The 24380-nt window shown below is 39.1% G+C and carries 18 protein-coding genes; 11 read left to right on the forward strand and 7 right to left on the reverse strand.

The annotated features are described in order from the left end of the window. Positions 1-15: 15 nt before the first annotated feature. Positions 16-1266, forward strand: coding sequence for an NADP-dependent isocitrate dehydrogenase (icd, locus tag H4J65_RS14640; protein WP_182136793.1), 1251 nt, complete (start codon positions 16-18; stop codon positions 1264-1266). Positions 1267-1423: 157 nt separating this feature from the next. Here the strand turns inward: icd and cspD are convergent, their stop codons facing one another. Then, positions 1424-1645 carry a cold shock domain-containing protein CspD gene (cspD, locus tag H4J65_RS14645; protein ID WP_182184695.1) on the reverse strand — a complete coding sequence of 74 codons (222 nt, stop codon included), beginning with the start codon at positions 1643-1645 and terminating at the stop codon, positions 1424-1426. A gap of 234 nt (positions 1646-1879) precedes the next feature. On the opposite strand from cspD, the gene clpS reads away from it, so the two are divergent. Together clpS and clpA are read left to right on the forward strand one after the other, a co-directional pair. Next, positions 1880-2200 carry an ATP-dependent Clp protease adapter ClpS gene (clpS, locus tag H4J65_RS14650; protein ID WP_182136791.1) on the forward strand — a complete coding sequence of 107 codons (321 nt, stop codon included), beginning with the start codon at positions 1880-1882 and terminating at the stop codon, positions 2198-2200. A gap of 28 nt (positions 2201-2228) precedes the next feature. Then, positions 2229-4481, forward strand: a complete 2253-nt coding sequence (clpA, locus tag H4J65_RS14655; protein WP_182136790.1) for an ATP-dependent Clp protease ATP-binding subunit ClpA — start codon at positions 2229-2231, stop codon at positions 4479-4481. 299 nt (positions 4482-4780) lie between these two features. Here clpA and infA read toward each other — a convergent pair whose 3' ends face one another. From infA to ald, 6 genes are all read right to left on the reverse strand, one after another. Further along, on the reverse strand, positions 4781-4999 hold the full coding sequence (infA, locus tag H4J65_RS14660) for a translation initiation factor IF-1 (protein WP_011043571.1): 219 nt from the start codon (positions 4997-4999) through the stop codon (positions 4781-4783). Between the two features lie 84 nt (positions 5000-5083). Next, entirely contained in the window at positions 5084-5785 is a 702-nt protein-coding gene (locus H4J65_RS14665; protein ID WP_182136789.1) for an arginyltransferase, read from the reverse strand. A gap of 597 nt (positions 5786-6382) precedes the next feature. Continuing rightward, positions 6383-7492 (reverse strand): lipopolysaccharide assembly protein LapB, encoded by a 1110-nt coding sequence (locus tag H4J65_RS14670; RefSeq protein ID WP_182136788.1) that lies wholly within the window; start codon positions 7490-7492, stop codon positions 6383-6385. 346 nt (positions 7493-7838) lie between these two features. Next, positions 7839-8549 carry a leucyl/phenylalanyl-tRNA--protein transferase gene (aat, locus tag H4J65_RS14675; protein ID WP_182198660.1) on the reverse strand — a complete coding sequence of 237 codons (711 nt, stop codon included), beginning with the start codon at positions 8547-8549 and terminating at the stop codon, positions 7839-7841. 3 nt (positions 8550-8552) lie between these two features. Continuing rightward, positions 8553-9512: a thioredoxin-disulfide reductase gene (gene trxB, locus H4J65_RS14680; RefSeq protein WP_182136786.1), complete on the reverse strand. Its 960-nt coding sequence runs from the start codon at positions 9510-9512 to the stop codon at positions 8553-8555. A gap of 225 nt (positions 9513-9737) precedes the next feature. Next, the gene (gene ald, locus H4J65_RS14685) at positions 9738-10859 is read right to left on the reverse strand and encodes an alanine dehydrogenase (RefSeq protein ID WP_182136785.1); all 1122 of its coding nucleotides are present in this window, start codon (positions 10857-10859) and stop codon (positions 9738-9740) included. A gap of 122 nt (positions 10860-10981) precedes the next feature. On the opposite strand from ald, the gene lrp reads away from it, so the two are divergent. The 8 genes from lrp to H4J65_RS14725 all read left to right on the forward strand — a co-directional run bounded on the left by lrp (position 10982) and on the right by H4J65_RS14725 (position 24295). Beyond that, the gene (lrp, locus tag H4J65_RS14690; RefSeq protein ID WP_182136784.1) at positions 10982-11464 is read left to right on the forward strand and encodes a leucine-responsive transcriptional regulator Lrp; all 483 of its coding nucleotides are present in this window, start codon (positions 10982-10984) and stop codon (positions 11462-11464) included. A gap of 75 nt (positions 11465-11539) precedes the next feature. Next, on the forward strand, positions 11540-14098 hold the full coding sequence (locus H4J65_RS14695) for a DNA translocase FtsK (RefSeq protein WP_404851954.1): 2559 nt from the start codon (positions 11540-11542) through the stop codon (positions 14096-14098). A gap of 1 nt (position 14099) precedes the next feature. Next, entirely contained in the window at positions 14100-14873 is a 774-nt protein-coding gene (lolA, locus tag H4J65_RS14700) for an outer membrane lipoprotein chaperone LolA (protein WP_182198661.1), read from the forward strand. Then, positions 14860-16215 carry a replication-associated recombination protein A gene (locus H4J65_RS14705; RefSeq protein ID WP_182198662.1) on the forward strand — a complete coding sequence of 452 codons (1356 nt, stop codon included), beginning with the start codon at positions 14860-14862 and terminating at the stop codon, positions 16213-16215. Before lolA ends, H4J65_RS14705 begins: the two co-directional genes overlap by 14 nt. After that, on the forward strand, positions 16208-16609 hold the full coding sequence (crcB, locus tag H4J65_RS14710) for a fluoride efflux transporter CrcB (RefSeq protein WP_182136781.1): 402 nt from the start codon (positions 16208-16210) through the stop codon (positions 16607-16609). The genes H4J65_RS14705 and crcB overlap by 8 nt, the downstream gene beginning before the upstream one ends. A gap of 25 nt (positions 16610-16634) precedes the next feature. Next, entirely contained in the window at positions 16635-17915 is a 1281-nt protein-coding gene (gene serS, locus H4J65_RS14715) for a serine--tRNA ligase (protein ID WP_182136780.1), read from the forward strand. Between the two features lie 500 nt (positions 17916-18415). After that, on the forward strand, positions 18416-20089 hold the full coding sequence (locus tag H4J65_RS14720; protein ID WP_182198663.1) for a SulP family inorganic anion transporter: 1674 nt from the start codon (positions 18416-18418) through the stop codon (positions 20087-20089). Between the two features lie 789 nt (positions 20090-20878). Further along, positions 20879-24295 (forward strand): S8 family serine peptidase, encoded by a 3417-nt coding sequence (locus H4J65_RS14725; protein ID WP_182198664.1) that lies wholly within the window; start codon positions 20879-20881, stop codon positions 24293-24295. The last annotated feature ends 85 nt before the right edge of the window (positions 24296-24380 follow it).

A 24380-nucleotide genomic window follows, 5' to 3' on the forward strand; every position in this document is an offset into this window, starting at 1 on the left:
TTTTGGAGAGCTCATATGTCGAACCATGTAAATATTCCTAGTGAAGGTGCTAAAATTACTTCAGAGCAAGGTTTGTTAAAAGTACCTAACAATCCCATCATTCCATTTATTGAAGGTGATGGCATAGGTGTCGATGTAACACCCCCTATGATGAAAGTGGTTGATGCTGCCGTGAATAAAGCTTATGGCGGAGATAGGAAAATTCATTGGATGGAAGTGTATGCTGGAGAAAAGGCAACACAAATTTATGACTCAGAAACTTGGTTGCCCGATGAAACTTTAGCCATGTTCAAAGAATACAAAGTTGGAATTAAAGGCCCACTAACCACACCAGTTGGCGGTGGTATGCGTTCATTGAATGTTGCCTTGAGACAAATACTAGATTTGTATGTGTGCCAGCGCCCGGTTCAATGGTTTACTGGCGTACCAAGCCCAGTTAAAAAACCTAGTGAAGTTGACATGGTGATTTTCAGAGAAAATTCTGAAGATATTTACGCGGGTATCGAATATCAAGCGGGCAGTGATCAGGCTAAAAAAATGATCAAATTTTTAACTGAAGAAATGGGTGTTACAAAAATTCGTTTCGAAGAAAATTGTGGTATCGGTATCAAGCCAGTTTCTAAAGAAGGTACCCAAAGATTAGTAAGAAAAGCTATTCAATACGCTATTGATCACGACAGAGAGTCGGTTACTTTGGTACATAAAGGTAATATCATGAAGTTTACTGAAGGGGCTTTTAAAGAATGGGGTTATGAATTAGCCCGAGAAGAGTTTGGCGCTGATCTATTAAATGGTGGTCCTTGGTGTAGCCTTATCAATCCTAAAACAGGTAAAGAAATCATCATTAAAGATGTTATTGCCGATGCGATGTTACAGCAAATATTATTACGTCCAGCAGAATATAGCGTTATTGCTACCTTAAATTTAAATGGTGATTATTTGTCAGATGCCTTAGCGGCACAAGTGGGTGGCATTGGTATAGCACCAGGCGCTAATTTAAATGATGAAGTCGCTATCTTTGAAGCAACACACGGTACAGCACCAAAATATGCTGGACTTAATAAGGTTAACCCTGGGTCAGTTATTTTATCTGCAGAAATGATGTTACGACATATGGGTTGGACAGAAGCCGCTAACTTATTGTTAAAAGGGATGTCTGGTGCGATTAACGCTAAGACAGTAACTTATGACTTTGAGCGTTTAATGGATGATGCGACATTGGTGACTTGTTCTGAATTTGGTGATTGTATTATTGATCACATGTAAATTGATCACAGGTAAATCGAACACATATATAAACTGGAAATAGGTTATAGGTAGAGTCAAAATATTTTATTGTTGATAATCGCTAACCATAAAAAAACACAGCCCAGTTGCTGTGTTTTTTACTTTAAGCCACAAAGTAATTTTAACTTAACTTAACTTAGTTGTCTGATTCTATTTCTGATGGCGTAATGCTTGCCGCGTGGTCACCTTTTGGCCCCCCGTTTAATTCGTAGTTTACATCCTGTCCCGCTTTTAATGTGCGGTATCCTTCCATTTGAATCGTTGAATAATGGGCAAAAATATCTTCACCACCATCCTCTGGACGAATAAAACCAAACCCTTTTGCATTATTAAACCACTTAACTGTACCGTGAGCCATACTTCAACATCCTTCTAAAATCATCGGTAATTAGGTATGCTTTATCTAAGCATTCTTTAAAGTACTCTTTAAAGTATTAGTATTAACTTTTGGAGACTAAAAAACAGTCACCAAAGTAAATCGTAGATAATAAATAAAAATAGTCAAGTGTTATATTATGATTTTTGATGTTTTTAGTTATTATTTTTTTCAAATCTTAAAGCAAAAATTTAACTGACAGACTAATATAGAATTATGAGTAAATGGAAAGAGTTAATAGACGATCAAAACGTTCTTGATGATGAGGTTGTTGAAAAATTTCAGAAACCCCCAATGTATACAGTAGTGTTATTAAATGACGACTATACTCCAATGGACTTTGTCATTGATGTGTTGTGTAAATTTTTTAACATGAACTCGGAGCAAGCTACAGAGATTATGTTAGCGATTCATTATAAAGGGAAAGGGCGTTGTGGCATCTTTACTGCTGAAGTAGCAGAAACGAAAGTTGATCAGGTGTTGAGTTACGCAACAAGCAATGAACATCCGCTTAAATGTACTATGGAAAAAGTGTAAAAACGCAAGATTTAAATTGGAGTAACCTATGCTGAATAAAGATTTAGAAGTATCGTTAAATATGGCTTTTCGTCAGGCTAAAGAGTCTCGCCATGAATTTATGACGGTTGAGCATTTATTGTTGGCGTTGTTAGATAATCCATCATCCATTGAGGCTTTAAAAGCCTGTGGCGCTGATATGGCAAACTTAAAAAAAGAATTGTTAGCCTTCATCGCCGATACGACCCCGGTTATTCCTTCCGGTGAGGAAGAAAGAGAAACTCAACCCACGCTAGGTTTTCAGCGCGTATTACAACGGGCCGTTTTTCATGTTCAGTCATCGGGTAAAAGTGAAGTTAATGGTGCGAATGTACTCGTTGCAATATTTAGTGAACAAGAATCACAAGCGGCTTATTTTTTAAAGAAATCTGATATTAGTCGCTTAGATATTGTTAATTTTATTTCTCACGGTATTGCTAAAGTTGAACAAGAAAATAGTCATAACGAAGAGCAAGCGCCGGCAGGTGAAGAAGAGCCACGCACGATTGATAACTTTGCTACTAATCTTAATGAAGAAGCCTTAAAAGGTAATATAGACCCACTAATAGGCCGCGATAACGAATTAGAGCGGACATTACAGGTACTAAGTCGCCGCCGCAAAAACAACCCTTTATTTGTTGGTGAAGCAGGTGTTGGTAAAACAGCGATAGCTGAAGGTTTAGCTAATTTATTGGTTTCTGACAAAGCGCCAGAGTTTTTAGCTGATGCAACTATTTACTCTCTTGATATGGGCGCATTATTAGCGGGTACTAAATACCGTGGTGATTTTGAAAAACGCTTTAAAGCCCTATTAAAAGAGTTAGAACAAGACGGCAACGCCATTCTGTTTATTGATGAGATTCACACCATTATAGGAGCGGGTGCTGCGTCTGGCGGCATGTTAGATGCTTCAAACTTGATCAAGCCTTTACTTTCATCAGGCAAGTTACGTTGTATGGGCTCTACCACGTATCAAGAGTATCAAAGTATTTTTGAAAAAGATCGTGCATTAGCGCGTCGTTTTCAAAAAATAGATGTTGTTGAACCCAGTGTGGACGACACCACAAAAATCTTGCACGGTTTGAAAGATAAATACGAAGCGCATCATGGTGTTCGTTACACTAATAGCGCCTTAAGGGCAGCGGCACAGCTTTCTGCCAAATATATCAATGATCGATTTTTACCCGATAAAGCCATTGATGTTATTGATGAAGCCGGAGCGCGTCAACAACTGGTTGCTGCAGATAAACGTAAAAAAGTGATCGATAATAACGACATTGAAAATATTATCGCCAAAATGGCACGTATTCCTGAAAAATCAGTATCGTCATCAGAGATTGATAGTTTAAAAACACTCGACCGTAATTTAAAATTGGTTGTTTTTGGACAAGATCATGCTATTGACGAATTGACCTCTGTTATTCGCTTGTCGCGAGCAGGTTTAGGCAATGAACGTAAGCCTATTGGTTCATTTATCTTCGCTGGTCCAACAGGGGTTGGTAAAACAGAAGTTACTCAACAATTAGCTAAAGTGCTGGGCGTAGAACTACTGCGATATGACATGTCTGAATATATGGAAAAACATGCGGTAAGTCGTTTAATTGGAGCTCCTCCAGGTTACGTTGGTTATGAACAAGGTGGCTTATTAACCGATGCAGTGATTAAAAATCCCCATGCCGTTGTGTTGTTAGATGAAATAGAAAAAGCACATGAAGATGTTTACAACATACTATTACAAGTTATGGACCATGGTACCTTAACGGATAATAATGGCCGTAAAGCCGATTTTAGAAATATTATCTTAGTGTTAACAACTAATGCGGGCGTAGCACACACTGTGAAGCAATCTATTGGCTTTAAACAACAAGATAATAGTCTTGATGCTATGGACGAAATAAACAAAGTATTTTCGCCTGAGTTTCGTAATCGCTTAGATAACATTGTATGGTTTAATCACTTAGGTGATGAAGTTATCCAGCAAGTTGTTGATAAATTTATTGTCGAACTGCAGGTTCAACTTGATGAAAAGGGTGTTTCGTTAGAGGTCACTAAAGATGCTAAAAAGTGGATGGCCATTAAAGGTTATGACAAAACAATGGGTGCACGACCTATGGCTCGATTGATTCAAGAGCAGTTGAAAAAACCATTAGCAAACGAATTACTTTTTGGTGAGCTAACACAAGGTGGCGTAGCTAAAGTTGCGGTGAAGAAAGACAAGTTGGTGATTAACTATGAATCAAAAAAAGAATTAGTTGAACACTAAGCTTTGATGCTTAAGCCCTTAAATTTGTTTAGCGTATCAGCGTTCTTTAACGTCAATGTGAACACATCAGTACCGACAAGGATGTCGGTACTTTAGGCTTACTTATATGGCTCACTTGAATCATTTAGCGGGTATTAGTTGTTGTGCAGAACAAAAAAGCTGAGGGTTATTTTCAGACATAAAAAAACCGAGCAAGCTCGGTTTTTTGTCATTACTTAATTGGCGTTAATTAAATCTTAGTCATAAAGTCGCTTTACTACATATTACTAAAGCACTTCTAAAACTGAAATAATTAATTTCTATCTAGCACGGAAGATAATACGACCTTTAGATAAGTCATATGGTGTTAATTCAACAGTGACTTTATCGCCAGTTAAAATACGAATGTAATTTTTACGCATTTTCCCAGAAATATGAGCAGTAACAACATGACCATTTTCCAATTCAACACGGAACATAGTATTTGGCAAAGTATCTAAAACAGTACCTTGCATTTCAATATTTTCTTCTTTCGCCATTGGGCGCCGAACCTCTAAATTAGTGCGTAAACAAAAAGCTGCGCAGATAATGCCGAATTGCAGCGCTAATGTAAAGCTATAGTGTTATTTATTTACGGTTTGCCATTGATTTTCGACCAATATTTGGTGGGGATGGTAACGATTTTTGTAATTCATTTTACTGCATTGCTCTATTTGGTAACCAAGGTAGAGAAACTCTCGTTTAAGTTCAGCTGCAATTTCAATTTGTTTTAAAATTGAAAAAACACCAAGCCCCTGCTTCCTATAGCTTGGGTGATAAAAGGTATAAACCGCTGATAAGCCATTAGGAATGTCATCGGTTACGGCAACACTGATCAATACTTGGTCATGCCAAATTTCAATATAATATGGCTCAGTAATATTGTTATGGGTAAAACTTTGAAATTGTTCGTCTGATGCTGGAAACATACTGCCATCGTGATGAATAGTATTAATGTATTGTTCATACAGTGGGTAGTAGTTTTCTTTAACTTTTTTACTTAACATCACCTTGAATAGCTGATTACTTTTTAATAAGCGTTTTTGGCTTCTTGAGGGCTTAAAGTCTTGAACTGGCACACGTAGTGATTGGCATGCTTGGCAGGCAATACAATGGGGACGATAAATATCATTACCACTGCGCCTAAAACCTTGCTGCATTAGCCAACCATAATGTTCACGATCATGTAGGACGTCATCAACAGCGATTAATAGTCGCTCTTCCTGTTCAGGTAGGTAATTACAAGGAAACGATTTTGTAATACCCAGTTTATAATTTAAACTCATTAATACTCTACCCGTAACTGAATTTTTAGATGAAATATAATCATTGCAAAGCAATGTGACTTAATCATTATAGCAATTTTGCCGCCGAGTGATGGTGAAATATAAGGCCTAATGGATTAAATAATTGGCCACGATTCAACAAGAATAACTCGTTCAATTCAAGGCGAGTTATTGATCACTAAATGGCCGTTCATCACCACCTCGGTAATGGTTCACTACATTTATAATCACTGACATCCTGGTGCGAAAAGGTGGCATGAGTAAGTTTTTTTACGATGATGTAAACGGGTAGAGCGATATAGGACTATATTATCGACCAAGAGCAAGTATATGTCATGGCAAAAAAATAAGCTTACTCGGTAGAACTTTTAACGGTTAGTAATTGATACGTTTATTATAGGGTACTGTGACAGCATAAAAGAGGTAAGCAGCTAGTGCTGGTCAACAATGTGATTTTCAGGTTGCCCAATAGTCGTTGTGGATTTAAACCACAGTAACAATAATAAATAAGGGTAGTTGTCTTGAAAAACATTTAATATTAGCCATTGTAAATAGCAGGAAGGGTGATTTTTTATCTAGTTTAACAACAGATTTTAGTTAGATTAAATTAGCTTCTTTTAAGATTAAATAGGCTTTCTCGAACGCGCCCAGTTGATAGTATGTTTCTGCCAATATTCGCATTAATTCCACTTGATCACGGTGCATTTCATAAGACTTTGCAAATAAAATGGTTTCCAGAAGCAAGGTTTTACAGGCTTGAAATTCTTTGTTTTGGCATAAGATACGGGCCATATTTTTACGAACATGTATTTTTACCCGCTCTGAAGTGCTTGCATCAGCAGCAATTATAGCTTTATTTAAATATTTTTTTGCTTGTGAGTGATTTTCTAAGTTACTTTGATACTCTGATAGCCAAGATAATGAAAATGCTTGATTGAGCTTATTGTTGTCTTTTAAGGCCCAACGATAAGACTTCAGCATTAATTTACCTGCTTCGTCCCAAGCTTGAGTTTCTTGATATATTCGGCTCAGATTATAATAACCAACAGATAAATAATGAGCGGCATTATTTTTTTTATAAATATCATTGGCTTGACCTTGGTATTTTTTAGCTATTTCTATATTACCCAGGCCTTTACTTACGGCGCTAAATCGCTGAAGTATTATTGCTTTATCAAAGACGCTAGGCAGTAATTCTAGATATTTTAACGCTAGGTTTAAATCTTTATTTGCTTCTTCATTATCGTCTAATAAGTGATAGGCAAAAGCTCTTTCTACTAAGGCGGCCACCTTATAATTTGATAAATTTGATTGTTCTGCTTTGATAACTGCCATATTTGCAGTGGCAAAAAATTCTTTAAATTGCCCGCGTTGATAATATCCTCTTGATTGGCTAATCAGCACTCTAGTGTGCCAAGGTTCAATTAACAAGCCGGTTGCTAAAGCCGACTTTGAGTATTTAAGAATACTTTCAGTTTGGTCAATAACGTAAGCAATATCAGATTGCATGACCATCAGCTTTGCTTTTAAAGCGATATGGATGTCTGGATCTGCTAATAAAGCTTCAATTTTGTAGAATACTGCTTTTGGATTAACCGTACTTTGTCGGCTAAGCTTTTGCTCAATGTCAGCCGTGTCTAAAGAGAAGGCAAAATTTGAGTGAAACACAACTAAGATTAAATATAACCAATAAAGATTTTTTCTCAATTATTTGTCCTTAATTAATGAGTTATGCCAGATGAATTTTTTATTTTTATTTATTATAAACTTTATATCAAATTTAAGCCGCTATTAATACTTATACTTATATAAGCTAGCGCATTATTTGAACAGTATGCCCTTGGCTAGTATTTATACCAATTTCATTAAATTATTGCTCACTTTTGCTGGTTAAAATACACCACGGCTTTGTGCGCTCAATCGCAATAATCAGCCATTACCAATTGAGCAACTTGCCTTGATTTACTGATGAGTTTAACTTATGGAATATTTTTTTATCTAGGCAAACTATAAAATAATGTTTAACAACAATATTATAAGTGGGTATCTTGGATCAGGCTAAAGTTAGTGGCCTCGGTTGCCAAAAGTTGGCTGGCGGTACGATAGCTTTTGCCGCTACTTGCTGGGTAATAAATTGTTCTCTGGATACTTCAATACAACCCATTGACGCTAAAAAAGGATTCAACATTTGACAGTCAATAAGCTCAATACCTATTGATTTTAGTAAGCTAGCTAAATACACCAAGGCTACTTTTGAGGCATTACTTTCTCGGTAAAACATTGATTCACCAGAAAAATAACCGTTAACGGCCACACCATATAATCCACCCACTAATTGCTCATTTTGCCAAACTTCAATCGAGTGGGCCTTACCTTGAGCATGTAGTTTTTTATAAGCTGATAGCATTGGATTAACAATCCAAGTCTCCTCACAGCGAAAGGGTGCATCAGCACATAGCTCAATAACCTGCTTAAAATCTTTATTGAGTGTGACACTAAAATGCTCGCGCTTAAGTATTTTTTGTAGTGTTTTATTAATATTAAGCTGAGCAATATTAATAATCCCACGTGGATTTGGACTCCACCACATCACCGGATCGCCATCACTAAACCAAGGGAAAATCCCGAGTTGATAAGCTTGAATAATTCGCTGGGGTGATAAGTCATCGCCGAAAGCAAGAAGACCGTTTGGTTCATCTAAGGCGCTAGATAAATCAGGGAAAGTTGAGCTATTCGAAGATAACCAAGGAATAGCTCGTTTCATTGACTAGCGACTACCTTTTGCGTCGAGGTAACGCTCGGCATCTAGTGCTGCCATACAACCAGCACCAGCTGAAGTAATGGCTTGACGGTATATATGGTCAGCAACATCGCCAGCCGCGTAAATACCTTCAATACTGGTTTGTGTCGCGTTACCATTCGTACCACTTTGAATGGTTAAATAGCCGTTTTTCATCTCAAGTTTGCCATTAAATATATCAGTATTTGGCTTATGGCCAATCGCGATAAAGACACCCATAACATCAAGTTCTTCGGTAGCATCTGACTTCATGTCTTTAAGGCGTAAACCTGTTACACCCATATTGTCACCTAGTACTTCGTCTAACGTACGGTCTAGGTGTAATATGATATTACCGTTGGCCACTTTATCCATTAAACGTGTGATCAAAATCTTTTCTGAACGAAAGGTATCACGACGGTGAATTAAGTGAACTTCAGAGGCAATATTTGATAAGTACAAGGCTTCTTCAACCGCGGTATTACCACCACCAACAACTGCAACTTTTTGATTTTTATAGAAAAACCCGTCACAAGTTGCACAGGCAGAAACACCTTTACCCATAAAGGCTTCTTCAGAAGGTAGCCCTAGGTATTGCGCTGAGGCGCCAGTACAGATAATAAGGGCATCACAAGTATAATAGCCAGAATCACCTTTTAATTTGTACGGTTTCTCACTAAAGTCAACTTCATTGATGTGGTCAAAAATAATTTCAGTATCAAATTTTTCCGCATGTTTTTGCATACGGTCCATTAATGCTGGGCCTGTTAGGTCATCGGCATCACCGGGCCAGTTTTCTACTTCAGTAGTGGTGGTTAATTGACCACCTTGTTGTAAACCTGTAATCATCACAGGTTTTAAATTTGCTCGTGCAGCATAAACAGCTGCGGTATATCCTGCAGGGCCTGAACCCAATATGAGTAACGGGCAATGTCTTGCTTCGCTCATGAACTACTCCAAAAAATAAAATACGTTGATGTGACAATGGTTGGGATTCTAAGTGATTATCTCAAGAGAGCAACAAAGAAATAATTATAATTAATAACTTATTTTGCAAAACTGCAAGGCTATTTTTACAAATGGCCCATAGATTTGTAATCTTGGCGCTATTAGAATCGCTAATAAAAAAAGCCGCTATTAACTAGCGGCTTTAAGTATGTTATCCAGTAAAGCCTATAACGTTGCTATAGCGTCTTCTGGTCTAACATACTGATAACCTAGTACATCAGCAACAGGCTTATAAGTGACTTTTCCACCTAAAACATTCAAACCAGCCATTAAGTGTACGTCATCAAGCATTGCTTGTTTAGCACCCTTATTTGCCAAAGTAACTGTAAATGGCATAGTAGCATTGGTTAAAGCCAGCGTTGATGTTCTTGCGACACCACCAGGCATATTAGCGACACAGTAATGTACGACATCATCAACCATATAAGTTGGGTCTTGGTGAGTAGTTGCTTTTGATGTTTCAAAACAACCACCTTGGTCAATGGCAACGTCAACTACAACAGCGCCTTTCTTCATCATTTTAATGTGTTGTGCCGTAACCAATTTAGGTGCTGCAGCACCAGGGATCAATACTGCACCAATAACTAGGTCAGCTTCAACAATAAGCTGGTCCATAGCATCAGCCGTTGAATAGACTGTTTTTAAGCGACTATCAAACTCTGTATCTAACTGGCGAAGACGTGGCAAAGAGCGATCTAAAATGGTCACATCAGCGCCCATACCAACAGCCATACGGGCTGCTTGAGTGCCAACAACGCCACCACCAATAATAAGTACTTTGGCAGGAGCAACACCAGGTACACCACCTAATAATGCGCCCAAACCGCCTTGTGCTTTTTCTAATGCGTGCGCACCTGCTTGAATAGACATACGGCCGGCCACTTCAGACATGGGTGCTAAAAGAGGTAAGCCACCGCCATGTTGAGTCACTGTTTCGTAGGCAATACAAGTAGCACCAGAAGCGACAAGCAGTTCTGTTTGTTTTGGATCTGGGGCTAAATGTAAATAAGTAAACAGTACTTGGCCAGGGCGAAGCATTTTACACTCATTGGTTTGTGGCTCTTTTACTTTGATGATCATGTCAGCAGTAGCAAAAATTTCTGCTGCGGTATCAATAATTTTTGCACCGGCGGTAATGTATTGCTCATTATCAAAACCGATTTCTGCTCCACCATTATTTTCAACGATAACGTTGTGGCCATTTACAACTAACTCTTTAACACCTGCTGGAGTTAGTCCAATACGGTATTCGTGGTTTTTTATTTCTTTAGGTACACCAATAATCATAGCTTTATCTCTGCGGTAAAATATGGAGCTAGTATAATGACTTTATAGCGGATTAACCTATCGTTTTTTTCACTAAATTAGGGTATAATCCTGTTAATGCTTTATTTTATAGCGAATTATATATGAGTTCATCAACAGCTAAAAAAATTGATCGTATAGACAAAAATATTTTGATTGAACTACAAAAAAATGGCCGTTTATCTAATATTGAATTGTCAAAAAGGGTTGGCTTAAGTGCTACGCCTTGTTTAGAGCGAGTAAAACGTCTGGAAAACGACCGTTTTATTCTCGGTTATCAAGCCATGCTAAATCCGCAAAAATTAGATGCCGCGTTATTGGTTATTGTTGAAATTACGTTAACCAAAACTAGCCCAGATGTATTTGATGACTTTTCCAAAGCGGTTCATGAATTAGATGTTATTCAAGAATGTCATTTGGTCTCAGGGGATTTTGATTTTTTATTGAAAACACGTGTGGCTGATATTGCCGCTTATCGTGAGTTACTCGGTAATACCTTATTAAGACTGCCTGCGGTGAGTGAAAGTAGAACTTATGTCGTGATGGAAGAGGTAAAATCGTCAAATCTCTTGCCAATAAAGCGCTAATGTTCGGTATTACGTTTTATTCATCGCTAATTTTTGGTATTTTAAGCTTAATATAATGATAATTTTTTCAAGAGTGTGCATTTGTCTTCTCCATCTCCAAAGTTAAACGGCGTTCAACGTCTCCTCGAAGCAGGACTTTTAGTCTTTTGCGTCTTTGCCATGTTTATCATGTTAGCGCTCTTTAGTTTTGATCCCGCAGATCCTGGTTGGTCACAAACAGGTTATCAAAGTTCTGTGCGTAATTTAGGTGGTGCAGTGGGGGCTTATTTATCTGATTTGTTATTAAACTTATTTGGTTTAGTTGCCTACAGTTTACCTTTTGTTATCGCAATTATCGGTTGGCTATTATTTCAAAAATATCACCAATTAATCCGACTAGATTACCTTACACTTGGCTTGAAATTTATTGGTTTCATCTTGTTTTATATTGGCATAACTTCGATTGCCAGTATGAATTTTGACGATGTTTTTTACTTCTCTGCTGGCGGTATTCTAGGGGATGTATTAAGTAACTCACTCTTGCCGTATTTATCATTCATTGGTAGCACCTTGTTATTTGTAACATTTTGCGGTTCAGGATTCGTCTTGCTAACAGGAATTTCGCTGCTTAAGGCTATTGACAGAGTTGGGGAGTACGCCATTATCGCCATTGAATACTGCTTAACGATACCCGCGCTGATCAAGCAACATTTAGACACTAAGCCTGAACAAGAGCCCAAAGCAGCAATATCTGATGACACTGAACAAGTATTACAAGATTTAAATATGGAAAATAATAATGACAGTGATAATAGTGACAGTGACAGCAGTGTAACTGAGCATTATATTGCTTTTGAGAAAGAGCCGGAAGAAGTAAAAAAAGCGCTGGAGACCATCAGTGATACAGAATATGAGAGTATTTTTGCCAAAAGTGATGACGACAGTGCTTATAACACCCGCGAAAAAGAACCCTATGTTGATATCGACGAGTTAATGGGTGAGCCGCTAGCCATCAATGTGCAAGAACACGTCAGTGCTGATGAAATTGCAGCGGCATTTGAGCCAGTTGAAAAAATCATTGTTGAAGAGCCGGCCACATTGCATGACAAAATTTACCAGCAATTAGAAAATGATAAGCCCGCAGCGCCAAATCATCATGACATGCCGTCATTAGATTTGTTAGATCGTACCGATAGGGTTAAAAATCCGATTGATCAAGAACAATTAGACCTAGTTTCTCGCTTAGTGGAAGCAAAACTTATTGAATTTGGCATTAAAGCCGAAGTGGTGGGTGTTTTTCCTGGTCCGGTCATTACCCGTTTTGAATTAAACTTAGCACCAGGTGTTAAGGCCAGTAAAATTACCAACCTATCGAAAGATTTAGCCCGTTCGTTATCAGCTAAAAGTGTGCGTGTGGTAGAAGTTATTGAAGGTAAATCAGTTATTGGTATTGAATTACCTAATAAACATCGCGAAACCGTATTCTTTTCTGATGTGATTGCTTGCGACAAGTTTGCTAATTCAAAATCAAATTTAGCCATGGCCATTGGTAGTGATATATCTGGCGAACCTGTGATTGCCGACCTAGCGAAAATGCCGCATTTATTAGTGGCAGGTACAACAGGTTCGGGTAAATCTGTTGCGGTAAATACCATGATTGTCAGCATATTGTATAAATCTTCGCCGGAAGATGTCCGTATGATCATGATTGACCCTAAACAAGTTGAATTATCAGTGTATGACGGTATTCCTCATCTACTTTCTGAAGTGGTCACTGACATGAAAGAAGCTGCTAACGCCTTGCGTTGGTGTGTAGGTGAAATGGAACGCCGTTATCAATTAATGTCGAAACTCGGGGTGAGAAATCTTAAAGGCTATAACGACAAAGTCGCTAAAGCCATCGCCGCGGGAGAACCACTGATTGACCCCTTATGGCAAGCCAGTGATGCTTTTACGCAAACACCTCCTACTTTAGGTAAATTACCATCAATCGTGATTATTGTTGACGAATTTGCTGACATGATGATGATAGTGGGTAAAAAAGTAGAAGAACTAATTGCTCGAATAGCACAAAAAGCCCGTGCCGCAGGTATTCACCTAATTTTAGCCACGCAACGTCCATCAGCCGATGTTATTACTGGCTTAATTAAAGCCAATATTCCAACCCGTATGGCGCTTAGAGTGCAATCTCGTATTGAATCTCGTATTATCCTAGACCAGCAAGGTGCTGATCAGTTATTGGGTATGGGTGATATGTTTTATTTACCACCAGGTGAAGCTGTACCTATTCGAGTTCATGGTGCCTTTGTTGATGATCACGAAGTGCATGCGGTAGTCAATGATTGGAAATCAAGAGCTGAGCCTAATTATATTGAAGACATTTTGTCAGGCGGTTCAGACCAAGAAATTCTTTTACCCGGTGAACAAGCAGACGCCGACAGCGAAGAAGAACTCGATACCTTATATGACGAAGCCATCGCCTTTATTACTGAAAATGGCCGAGTCTCTATTTCCAGTATTCAACGTAAATTTAGAATTGGTTACAACCGTTCAGCCCGTATTGTCGAGCAAATGGAAATACATGGTGTCGTAACCAAACCGGGCAATAATGGCGCACGAGAAGTACTAGCGCCACCGCCAATTAAGGAGCCATAATATGCTAACCAAGACAAAATTGATAAAAAATGCTGTGGTCATCGCCGCACTTTTTAGTACCGCATTATCAACGACTAGCCTTGCTTTAAGTGCTGAAAGTGAAGTGATAGCAGAGCTAAAAACCACAGTAAAAACCAGTGCAGTCAGTAGTGTAGCGAACAATGAAGTGAGCATGACGACTAGCAATGTCGAATCTCATACCGCTGAAAAAAAGGCCGATGACAGTAAACGTGAATTAATGGCAATATTAGCTAAAATTGAATTTTTTAGCGCTGAATTTAATCAGCAAATTTTTGATGAAGCGGGCAATAAATTACAACAAGGCAGTGGGTTACTTGCCGTTAGCAAACCCAATTTAGTTAATTGGCAAACCATCATGCCCGATGAGTCATTGATTGTTTCAGACGGTAAAAACCTGTGGTTTTATGACCCGTTTGTTGAACAGGTCAGTGTCTATACCTTAGAAAGTGCGATAGCTAATACACCCATTTTATTAATCACCAGTAATGACGAGCAGCTATGGCAAGATTATAGCGTAAAGCAGTTAACAGATAATCGTTATTTAATCAGCGCTAACAATGAAAATGCTCGTGTTAAAAGTTTAGAACTTAGCTTTGTACAAAAGCTTAACCACCTCGAACTTGCCGCGTTTAATATTCTTGATGCCACGGGCCAATTAAGTGTCATTACCCTGACACATCAAGATAAAGCGCCTAAGGCGAATTTATTTACGTTTTCTGTTCCCGAAGGTGTTTATTTAGATGATCAACGCTAATGGTTCACTTGATCTAGGTTTTGCTGAAGATGACAGTTTTAAGCCTTTAGCAGCAAAATTAAGGCCTAAATCGCTTGCTGAGTATGAAGGCCAAGAACATATCTTAGCTAAAGGCATGCCATTAGCTTTGGCTATCGAGCAAGGTAAGGTGCATTCCCTTATATTTTGGGGGCCACCTGGTACAGGTAAAACCACGATTGCAGAAATTATTGCCAATCACGCCAATGCCGATATTGAACGAGTTTCTGCAGTAACGTCAGGCATTAAAGATATACGACAGGCGATTGAAAATGCCAAAGACCGTGCTACCCATCAACAACGCAGAACCGTACTATTTGTTGATGAAGTTCATCGTTTTAACAAAAGTCAGCAAGATGCTTTCTTACCGCATATTGAAGACGGTACTATTATTTTTATTGGTGCAACCACTGAAAATCCGGCTTTTGAGCTCAATCAGGCGATATTATCGCGAGCTCGTGTTTACACCTTAAAAAAACTCAGTGAAAGCAACCTCAGTAATGTCTTGGCCCGTGCGATAAGTTATCAAGAGCAAAGTTCAACCTTTGATATTATTATTGACGAGGCAACAAAAAAGCAACTTATTGCTTTGGCAAATGGTGATGCCCGTAGGTTACTTAACCTCTTTGAGAACTGTTTAGAAATTACTAACGTTGAAAATAACCAACAAATACTTAATAAAGCCCAGCTCATTCAAGTAGCGGGTAATAAAATTGCCCTGTATGACAAAGGTGGTGATGCCTTTTATGATTTAATTAGTGCTTTTCATAAATCAGTTCGCGGCTCAGACCCTGACGCTGCACTATATTGGTATGCCCGTATTTTAACCGGTGGTGGTGATGCGCTGTATGTTGCTCGTCGGTTGTTAGCGATTGCTAGTGAAGATATTGGCAATGCTGATCCAAGGGCGATACAATTAGCCCTGAATGCCTGGGATACTTTTCAGCGTGTTGGTCCAAGTGAAGGCGAGCGAGCGATTGCCCAAGCTACAGTTTATATGGCCTTAGCGCCGAAAAGTAATGCCGTTTATACCGCATTCAATCAAGCAAAAGCTTTGGCCGCTGCAACTAGTGACCTTGACGTACCGCTACATTTAAAAAATGCGACCAGCGCTATTACTAAAGAACTAGGGCACGGTGGAGAATATCGTTATGCTCATGACGAAGTCGGTGGTTTTGCCGCCGGTGAAAATTACTTTCCAGAAGCAATAGCCCAAACAACACTTTACCAACCCACAGATCGCGGATTAGAAAAGCAATTGCGTGATAAGTTAAATTATTTAAACCAGTTAGACCAACAAAGTGACCAAAAACGATATGACTAATACCCTAAGCAACTTTTATTTATATCTATTTGTCGCCATAGGGGGTGCATTTGGTGCGAGTTTTAGATTTTACATTTCACAATTAATTTTCAATTGGCTCGGAAAAGGATTCCCTTTTGCGACGCTGGCGGTTAATATTTCCGGCTCCCTGATCATGGGAGCACTTTATGGGTTAATTGAACAAGGTGTTATTGAGGTTAGTATTTATCGAACACTTATTGGTATTGGCTTTTTAGGCGCATTTACCACATTTTCGACCTTCTCATTAGATACCTTGTTATTAATACAACAAGGCGACATATTTAAAGCGACAATAAACATCTTACTTAATGTCAGTTTATGCATTTTTGCAGCAGCATTAGGTATGTATATTGTATCTATTTTTAACAAGTAAATAACAAAGAAAACACTGATATATCATGCTTGATCCAAAATTACTTAGAACAGACATCGAAAATACCGCAACTGAGCTCGCTAAACGCGGATATAAATTAGACACCGCGCAATTAATTATGTTGGAAGAGCAACGTAAAGCGATCCAAATTAGCACGCAAGATTTGCAAAATCAGCGTAACACTCGCTCTAAGTCGATAGGTCAAGCGAAAGCCCGTGGCGAAGATATTCAGCCCTTGTTGGCCGAAGTGAGTAAACTCGGTGATGAGTTAGAAGCCGCGAAAGAAGCACAAACGCAAGTGTTGGCGCAAATTGACCTTATCGCTTCAGCCATACCTAATTTAATTCATGAGTCAGTGCCTGCCGGTGCAAGTGAAGACGACAATGTAGAAATTAAACGTTGGGGTACGCCGCGTGTATTTGACTTTGAAGTAAAAGATCATGTTGACGTTGCCACGGCTCTAGGTAAAGGTTTAGACTTTGAAAGTGGTGCCAAGCTTGCGGGTACGCGCTTTGCTGTTATGCGCGGTCAAATTGCTAAATTACACCGAGCATTAGCACAATTTATGTTAGATGTGCACAGTGAAGAGCACGGCTACCAAGAAATGTATGTGCCTTACTTGGTCAATCATGAATCTTTATACGGTACTGGCCAGTTACCAAAATTTGGTGAAGATTTATTCCATACCGAACTCAACAATAAAAAACTCTCTTTGATCCCAACTGCTGAAGTTCCGTTAACGAACTTAGTGCGTGACGAAATTGTTGACGAACAAGAATTACCCATTAAAATGTGTGCTCATACCCCATGTTTTCGTAGTGAGGCGGGTTCTTATGGTCGTGACATTCGCGGTTTAATTCGCCAACATCAGTTCGACAAAGTTGAAATGGTACAAATTGTTAAACCTGAAGATTCTTTTAAAGCTTTAGAAGAGTTAACCGGTCATGCAGAAAAAATTCTTGAAAAATTAGAACTTCCTTATCGTACGGTTGTGTTATGTACCGGTGACATCGGCTTTAGCGCGACAAAAACTTTTGATATTGAAGTGTGGTTACCAGCACAAAACACCTATCGCGAAATTTCATCTTGCTCAAACATGGCAGATTTCCAAGCCCGTAGAATGCAAGCTAGATATCGCAATAGTGAAACTAATAAGACAGAGCTTGTTCATACACTCAATGGCTCAGGTTTGGCAGTGGGTCGCACGCTAGTTGCTGTGATAGAAAACTACCAACAAGCTGACGGTAGTATTAATGTACCCACGGTTTTACAACCTTATATGAAAGGTTGTACTAACATAAACTAATCAGCGTTTATGAAAGTTTTATCATAAAATCCAATACCTAGTTATTGGATTTTTTTTTATCTTTTTTTCGACAAACTAAAAAGCAAACTTTTCATTAGCATTAGCATCAAAATAGAGCGTGTTGGAAAAACCTTTAACACTCTGTTTATTGATGGGGTTTTAATTCATATCAGACACAAGCCCAAACATCATAATAGCTAACCATTGGCGAAGCGCAGTATGAGGTGTTTCACCCTTTTAAAGAAGGCTATGTATGCTGTGATTGTGTGTGATAGATAAACTAATAGCAGTTTATGGGATTAATTTTATCTCGTTTAATATTAGCTATAACTCGGGTAGGATTTGCCAGCAGTAATGTTCGCCATTTTGGTTTAAGTCACTATTATAAATGTGTCTTATTGTGGCAATCTAAATAGCGTTGATCTAAAGCTATTTCTGTACTTATCTAATTAAAGTTTTGCTAGAATTAGTTAATTTAAACAAAGGCAAGGAATCAAGTTTTGTTTGGTGAGCGCTTTAACGATATAAATCTCAAAGGTGACATTTTTGGTGGTGTCACAACCGCTATTATTTCTTTACCCTTGGCACTCGCTTTTGGCGTAGCGTCAGGAGCCGGTGCTGAAGCTGGGCTTTGGGGGGCTATTTTAGTTGGCTTTTTTGCTGCCTTATTTGGCGGGTCAACATCGCTGATCTCTGAGCCTACTGGGCCGATGACAGTGATCATGACCGCTGTGCTTACCAGTATGATGGCGAAATATCCTGAATCAGGCATGGCGATGGCATTTACTGTGGTCATGATGGCGGGTGCCTTTCAAATATTAATCGGCACACTTAAGTTGGGTAAATATATTACCTTAATGCCTTACAGTGTCATATCTGGCTTTATGTCAGGTATAGGTGTGATCTTAATTATTTTGCAACTGTCACCACTGTTAGGCCAAGCGGCCCCAGCCGGTGGAGTTTTAGGCACAATATCAGCACTGCCTAATATTTTATCAAATATTAATTTTAGCGAGTTATTACTTGGCATACTGACTTTAGCGGTGTTATTTTTTTTCCCAAAACCGTATCGAAAATACGTGCCTGCACAACTTGTTGCTTTAGTATTCGTGACTTTATTTTCCATTGTATTTTTTGATATCGACAGTATTCGCCGTATTGGAGAAATTCCTGCAGGCTTACCTGCTTTAGTTATGCCACACTTTACGGCTGACATGTTTATGACCATGGTGGTTGATGCTCTTGTTTTAGGCACGCTAGGCTGTATTGATACTTTATTAACCGCGGTTATTGGTGACTCACTGACCCGAAAAGAGCATGACTCAGATAAGGAGCTACGTGGCCAAGGGCTTGCCAATATGATCTCAGGATTATTTGGCGCTTTACCTGGCGCTGGCGCCACTATGGGCACAGTTACTAATATTCAAGTTGGCGCGCGTTCGCCGTTATCAGGCATGGTGAGGGCACTGGTATTAACATTGGTGGTATTAATTGCAGGTGGCCTAACCGAGCCTATTCCGATGGCCGTATTAGCCGGTATTGCGGTTTATGTTGGTTTAAATATTTTAGATTGGAGCTTTATTCAACGCGCCCATAAAGTCAGCCTACAAGGCATGATGATTATGTATGGCGTTATGTTATTAACCGTGTTTGTTGATTTGATTGTAGCGGTAGGGCTGGGCGTATTTATCTCCAACATCCTCATTATTGAACAACTGAGTCGAGCACAAGCCAAGCAAGTAAAGGCGATCAGTGACACAGATCAAGATGTGGTACCGCTAACCGACGGTGAACGAGTATTATTAGATCGCGCCAATGGTAAAGTGCTATTTTTTTATCTTTCAGGGCCAATGATTTTTAGCGTCTCAAAAGCTATTGCGCGTCAACATAGCCGTGTCAGTGATTATGAAGCGATGATCCTTGATTTAACCGACGTACCTATGTTCGATGTCACCGTCGGTTTGGCGCTTGAAAATGTGATTAAAGATGCCCGAGAGGCAAATTGTGCCGTGTTCTTACTCTGCCCAAATCAGCAAACGCGAAAACAATTAGAAAAATTTGAGTTATTAGCTATGGTGCCTAAAGAAAACACTTATACCTATCGCCATGAAGCCCTACAAGCGGCATTAAATTATGTTGAAAAGCGCACACTAATAGCGCCGTTAAGCCTATAGTCATACTGTTTTGAGCTTATCAAACTATGAATGTAGTTAATTCACTTTGCCAATACTTTCATTTAAAAACATATAGGCGATTGAGTTATCGCGCAGCGGAAAGAAATTGTGATAGCGCTGACTAAAATTATTTGGTTGAGCAAGATGGCTAAATGAGTAAGAAAAACTATCATTACAAGATGTAGCTAGATGTTTCATGTTTGACCAATATTGGTCATTCTGTCTTATTGAAAACCTCATTGAGCTAGATCTTAATGTGGTTTTTATGCAAATTGACTTACCCTAGCTCTGAGTTAGTTCAAGTGTTTACTATATAAACAGTAATAAATTATAGCTAATTGTCATATTTTTACACTTAACAACGAACGTAATGTTTGCTTTCTATAACGAGTTGTTAATTAAAAAATGATTAATCAAAGTATAATTATTGCTTTTGTATATAAAGAACGATTTTCGTTCATAAAAGCAAAAATATAATTGAAATTATGATATTTAACACAAACACCAAAATATGAGTTGTATCGGGAGAAATAAGCCATTATTTCTGCTTGTTTTTAAATAATATCTAAGGCCTTTTAAGGTTTAAAGGTCAGTGCTAGTGGCTAAATACAAGCAATTACATTTAGGTAACTTAAATAAATTGTAATGGTGTGATTGATATTAATTAAAAAAATATTTTGGTAGAAACAGGTAAATATTCATTTTATTACATTATATTTTACCGTGATGTATTAGCGCTTTTGTTGTGCGCTTCTCGGAAATTATTTCAAATAATTGGAGATATAAACAATGATAAGTAAAAAGATCCCTCCTTATAATCTACACAATATAAAACGACTATCTAGCTTTTTTCTCGGTATATTTGTAGCGCTTTCGGCCAATGCTGAAAAGATAAATATAACCGCGCACGACTTTCAGGCTAAGAGTATTGTTTCTATTAATGAAAACTATAAAAAAGTGTCAGCAGACCATAAAAAGTCGATATATATAGTCAGAATGAATGCACCTTCAGTAGCAAGCTATAAAGGTGGTATTGAAGCATTTAGCGCCACAAACCCGGCAACTTTAGGAGTGAAGTCACTCAATGCTAATTCAAAAGCAAGTAAACAATATGCTAAGTTTTTAAAAACCAAGCAAGTGGATTTAGTCGAAAATTCTGAACGTGCCTTTGGTCGTAAAGTTGATGTGAAATATAAATATCAACATGCCTTTAATGGTGTAGCGATGGAGCTCAATCAACAAGAAGCTAAAATTTTGGCTACCTTACCCAATGTCATTAGTGTCAGCAAAGAGCGCATTGAATATCTTTTGACTGATGTAGGTCCAAAATGGATAGGTGCAGATAAAATCTGGCAAGGTAGCCATAGTAATGGTAAACATCATGGTAACCACGGTAATCATATGCAAGGCTCAATGGGTGAAGGCGCTGTGGTAGCCATATTAGATAGCGGTATTAATCACGATCATCCTTCATTTGCTGACATAGGCGGTGATGGTTACGATCATGAAAATCCATTAGGATCTGGCAATTACCTGCCAGGCAGCTATTGTGAAACTAACCCAGGGTTTTGTAATGACAAACTGATAGGTGCTTGGGATATGGTGCAAACACCAGCCGATCCTAACTCGCCTGAAGACAGTGATGGTCACGGTAGCCATACGGCCAGTACCACAGCAGGAAACTTTGTAAAACCTGCGGTTATGTATGCGCCAACAACTGATTTAACTCGTGATATATCAGGTGTTGCTCCTCATGCAAATATTATTATGTATGATGTTTGTGTTGACAGCTGCCCGGGTTCAGCGCTATTAGCCGCCATTGACCAAGTGGTAGTAGATGCTTCTAATCTACCCAATGGTATTCAATCATTAAACTATTCTATTTCAGGAGGAGAAAACCCTTATAGCGATCCCGTAGAACTCGGTTTTTTAAATGCTACGGCTGCCGGTATTTATGTATCAACTTCTGCCGGTAATAGTGGCCCAGGTGCGGCAACGGTTGCCCATAATTCTCCGTGGGTAAGTACTACTGCAGCAATGACACATAACCGAAAAATAGAAAACGCGGTAGTGGATATGTCCAGTGATGGTGATGTCTTAGCAAATATTTTTGGCAAGGGCTTTACCCGTGGTTATGGTCCGGCTCCTATCGTGTTTGCGGGTAACTTCCCAACAGCAAATGGTTCGCAAAACGATGCCACACCGGAGCAATGCTTAGCGCCATTTCCAGCAGGTCATTTCAATGGTGAAATAGTGGTTTGTGATCGTGGTGCTATAGCACGTACAGCAAAAGGTGCTAATGTGCTAGCAGGTGGGGCTGGTGGCTTTGTACTTGCCAATGCTGCGGCTAACGGCGAAGCCGTTGTTGGCGATGCTCACTTTTTACCTGGGGTACATTTAGGTTTCACTAATGGTGAAATACTAAAAAATTGGCTTGCATCAAATGCCAATACTATCGGCTCTATTCAAGGTTATACACTTAATCTTGATAAAGCTAATGGCGATGTCACTGCGGGTTTTAGTTCACGTGGTCCAAATACTACCCTTGATATATTAAAGCCTGATATTGGTGCTCCTGGTGTCGACATTATGGCAGCAGTTAATACTGACGGCGTAACACCTTCGCCTGAATTTGCCTTTTTATCGGGCACGTCTATGTCAAGTCCGCATAATGCCGGTAGTGGTGCTTTAGTAGGCATGCTGACCGACTGGACCCCTTATGAAATAAAATCTGCCTTAATGATGACCTCTAAAACTAAGCATCTTCTAAAAGATGATGGCATAACTTCAGCAGACCCCTTTGATGTTGGTGCAGGTAGAGTACAACTCAATAAAGTATTACGCGCAGGCTTAGTGTTAAGTGAAACGCCTGAAAACTTTCTTGCCGCTAACCCAGATACCGGCGGAGATCCTCGTACCTTAAACATTGCCAGTATGCAAGAAAGCAACTGTGTAAGAACCTGTAGCTGGACCCGTGTGGTTACGCATACAGGTGACAAACACGGGCATTGGAAGCTAAGTGGTAAAAGTGACACTATGGAGGTAAGCGTTGCACCTAAAAACATTTCACTACATCAAGGTGAAAGCGCTACTATAACTATCACGGCTGACACCACATTAGCGCCAGCAGGCTGGAATTTTGGTGAGTTAAAGCTAAAATCGTCGGGCCATCATTATGTTGACTTGCACATGCCGATTGCCGTTAACGCCAATCGAAGCTCAACGCCTAACTTGTCAAAAACTGTCGATATGGCATCGGCGAAAGAAGGTGACGTGCTTAACTATGAAATCAAGGTAACTAACGGGCAAATAATTGATGTTATTGATATTACTGACATGTTACCTGCAGGCATGAGTTTAGTAGATGGCTCAGTCAGTAGTGCTATCACTAATGGCTCAGAAGCATCTCCTGTTAACGTAAATGATAATCAAGTTGACTGGAGCGTTTTCCTTGACGTGGGTGGCCTTAATTTACAAAGCTCACCAGCACCTTTTGGCTACTTCTCGTTAGGAGCCTTCGGAATAGCACCCTTTGGTTGTCCGGTAGATTGTGATGATGGTTCATTCTCCCTGAACGTCCCCTCGTTTGATTACAATGGACAAACCTACTCTAGTGTTATTTGGTCGGTGAATGGCACCATTGAAGTAGGCACCGCCAGTGGCTCTGCTGCTGGAGCGTCCAACCAAAATTTACCCAACGTTTCACTGCCTAATAATATTTTAGCGCCATTTTGGTCAGACTTAAATCTTGCTGCAGGTGGTAATTGGTATGTAGCTGTACTGGATGCAGGACCACGACAGTTCACTATTTATGAATGGGAAAACGTGCCATTTTTTGGTGACCCTACCACTTCTACTTTCCAAGTTTGGGTAGAAACGAATACCTCAAACATTTGGTTTGTTTATGCTGACTTGCCGCTTATTCCTGCAAACTTAACCGTTGGCATAGAAAATGACGATGGTAGTGTTGGCTCATCATATTTCAATGATGGCAATGGCACAGCACCAGTACCTGGCGAAGACCTTCAAGTGTTGAGTTCAGAAGGTGGCATGGCAACCTTGAATTTCCAAGGCGAAATAGAACGTTGTCATAAAAAACATGACAGTGTCAAAGTCAATGAAGTTTACATGAGCACTAATGGTACTAATGAAATGGCTTATGCCGCTACAAGCTGTGAATCAAAGAAAGGTAAAAAAGGAAAATAACAGCAGTAAATTAAGGCTTATCATCTCGATAAAAATCGAGCGTAATCTTAATACGATCCGTTAATAAATATCTTATGATTTATTG

This window comes from Colwellia sp. MB02u-9 (assembly GCF_014077085.1).
Lineage (GTDB): Bacteria > Pseudomonadota > Gammaproteobacteria > Enterobacterales > Alteromonadaceae > Cognaticolwellia.

Bases quoted from the DNA above. Each gene is read 5' to 3' on its own strand.
- icd (WP_182136793.1), top strand. From the start codon at position 16: ATGTCGAACCATGTAAATATTCCTAGTGAAGGTGCTAAAATTACTTCA.
- cspD (WP_182184695.1), bottom strand. From the start codon at position 1,645: ATGGCTCACGGTACAGTTAAGTGGTTTAATAATGCAAAAGGGTTTGGT.
- clpS (WP_182136791.1), top strand. From the start codon at position 1,880: ATGAGTAAATGGAAAGAGTTAATAGACGATCAAAACGTTCTTGATGAT.
- clpA (WP_182136790.1), top strand. From the start codon at position 2,229: ATGCTGAATAAAGATTTAGAAGTATCGTTAAATATGGCTTTTCGTCAG.
- infA (WP_011043571.1), bottom strand. From the start codon at position 4,999: ATGGCGAAAGAAGAAAATATTGAAATGCAAGGTACTGTTTTAGATACT.
- H4J65_RS14665 (WP_182136789.1), bottom strand. From the start codon at position 5,785: ATGAGTTTAAATTATAAACTGGGTATTACAAAATCGTTTCCTTGTAAT.
- aat (WP_182198660.1), bottom strand. From the start codon at position 8,549: ATGAAACGAGCTATTCCTTGGTTATCTTCGAATAGCTCAACTTTCCCT.
- trxB (WP_182136786.1), bottom strand. From the start codon at position 9,512: ATGAGCGAAGCAAGACATTGCCCGTTACTCATATTGGGTTCAGGCCCT.
- ald (WP_182136785.1), bottom strand. From the start codon at position 10,859: ATGATTATTGGTGTACCTAAAGAAATAAAAAACCACGAATACCGTATT.
- lrp (WP_182136784.1), top strand. From the start codon at position 10,982: ATGAGTTCATCAACAGCTAAAAAAATTGATCGTATAGACAAAAATATT.
- lolA (WP_182198661.1), top strand. From the start codon at position 14,100: ATGCTAACCAAGACAAAATTGATAAAAAATGCTGTGGTCATCGCCGCA.
- H4J65_RS14705 (WP_182198662.1), top strand. From the start codon at position 14,860: ATGATCAACGCTAATGGTTCACTTGATCTAGGTTTTGCTGAAGATGAC.
- crcB (WP_182136781.1), top strand. From the start codon at position 16,208: ATGACTAATACCCTAAGCAACTTTTATTTATATCTATTTGTCGCCATA.
- serS (WP_182136780.1), top strand. From the start codon at position 16,635: ATGCTTGATCCAAAATTACTTAGAACAGACATCGAAAATACCGCAACT.
- H4J65_RS14725 (WP_182198664.1), top strand. From the start codon at position 20,879: ATGATAAGTAAAAAGATCCCTCCTTATAATCTACACAATATAAAACGA.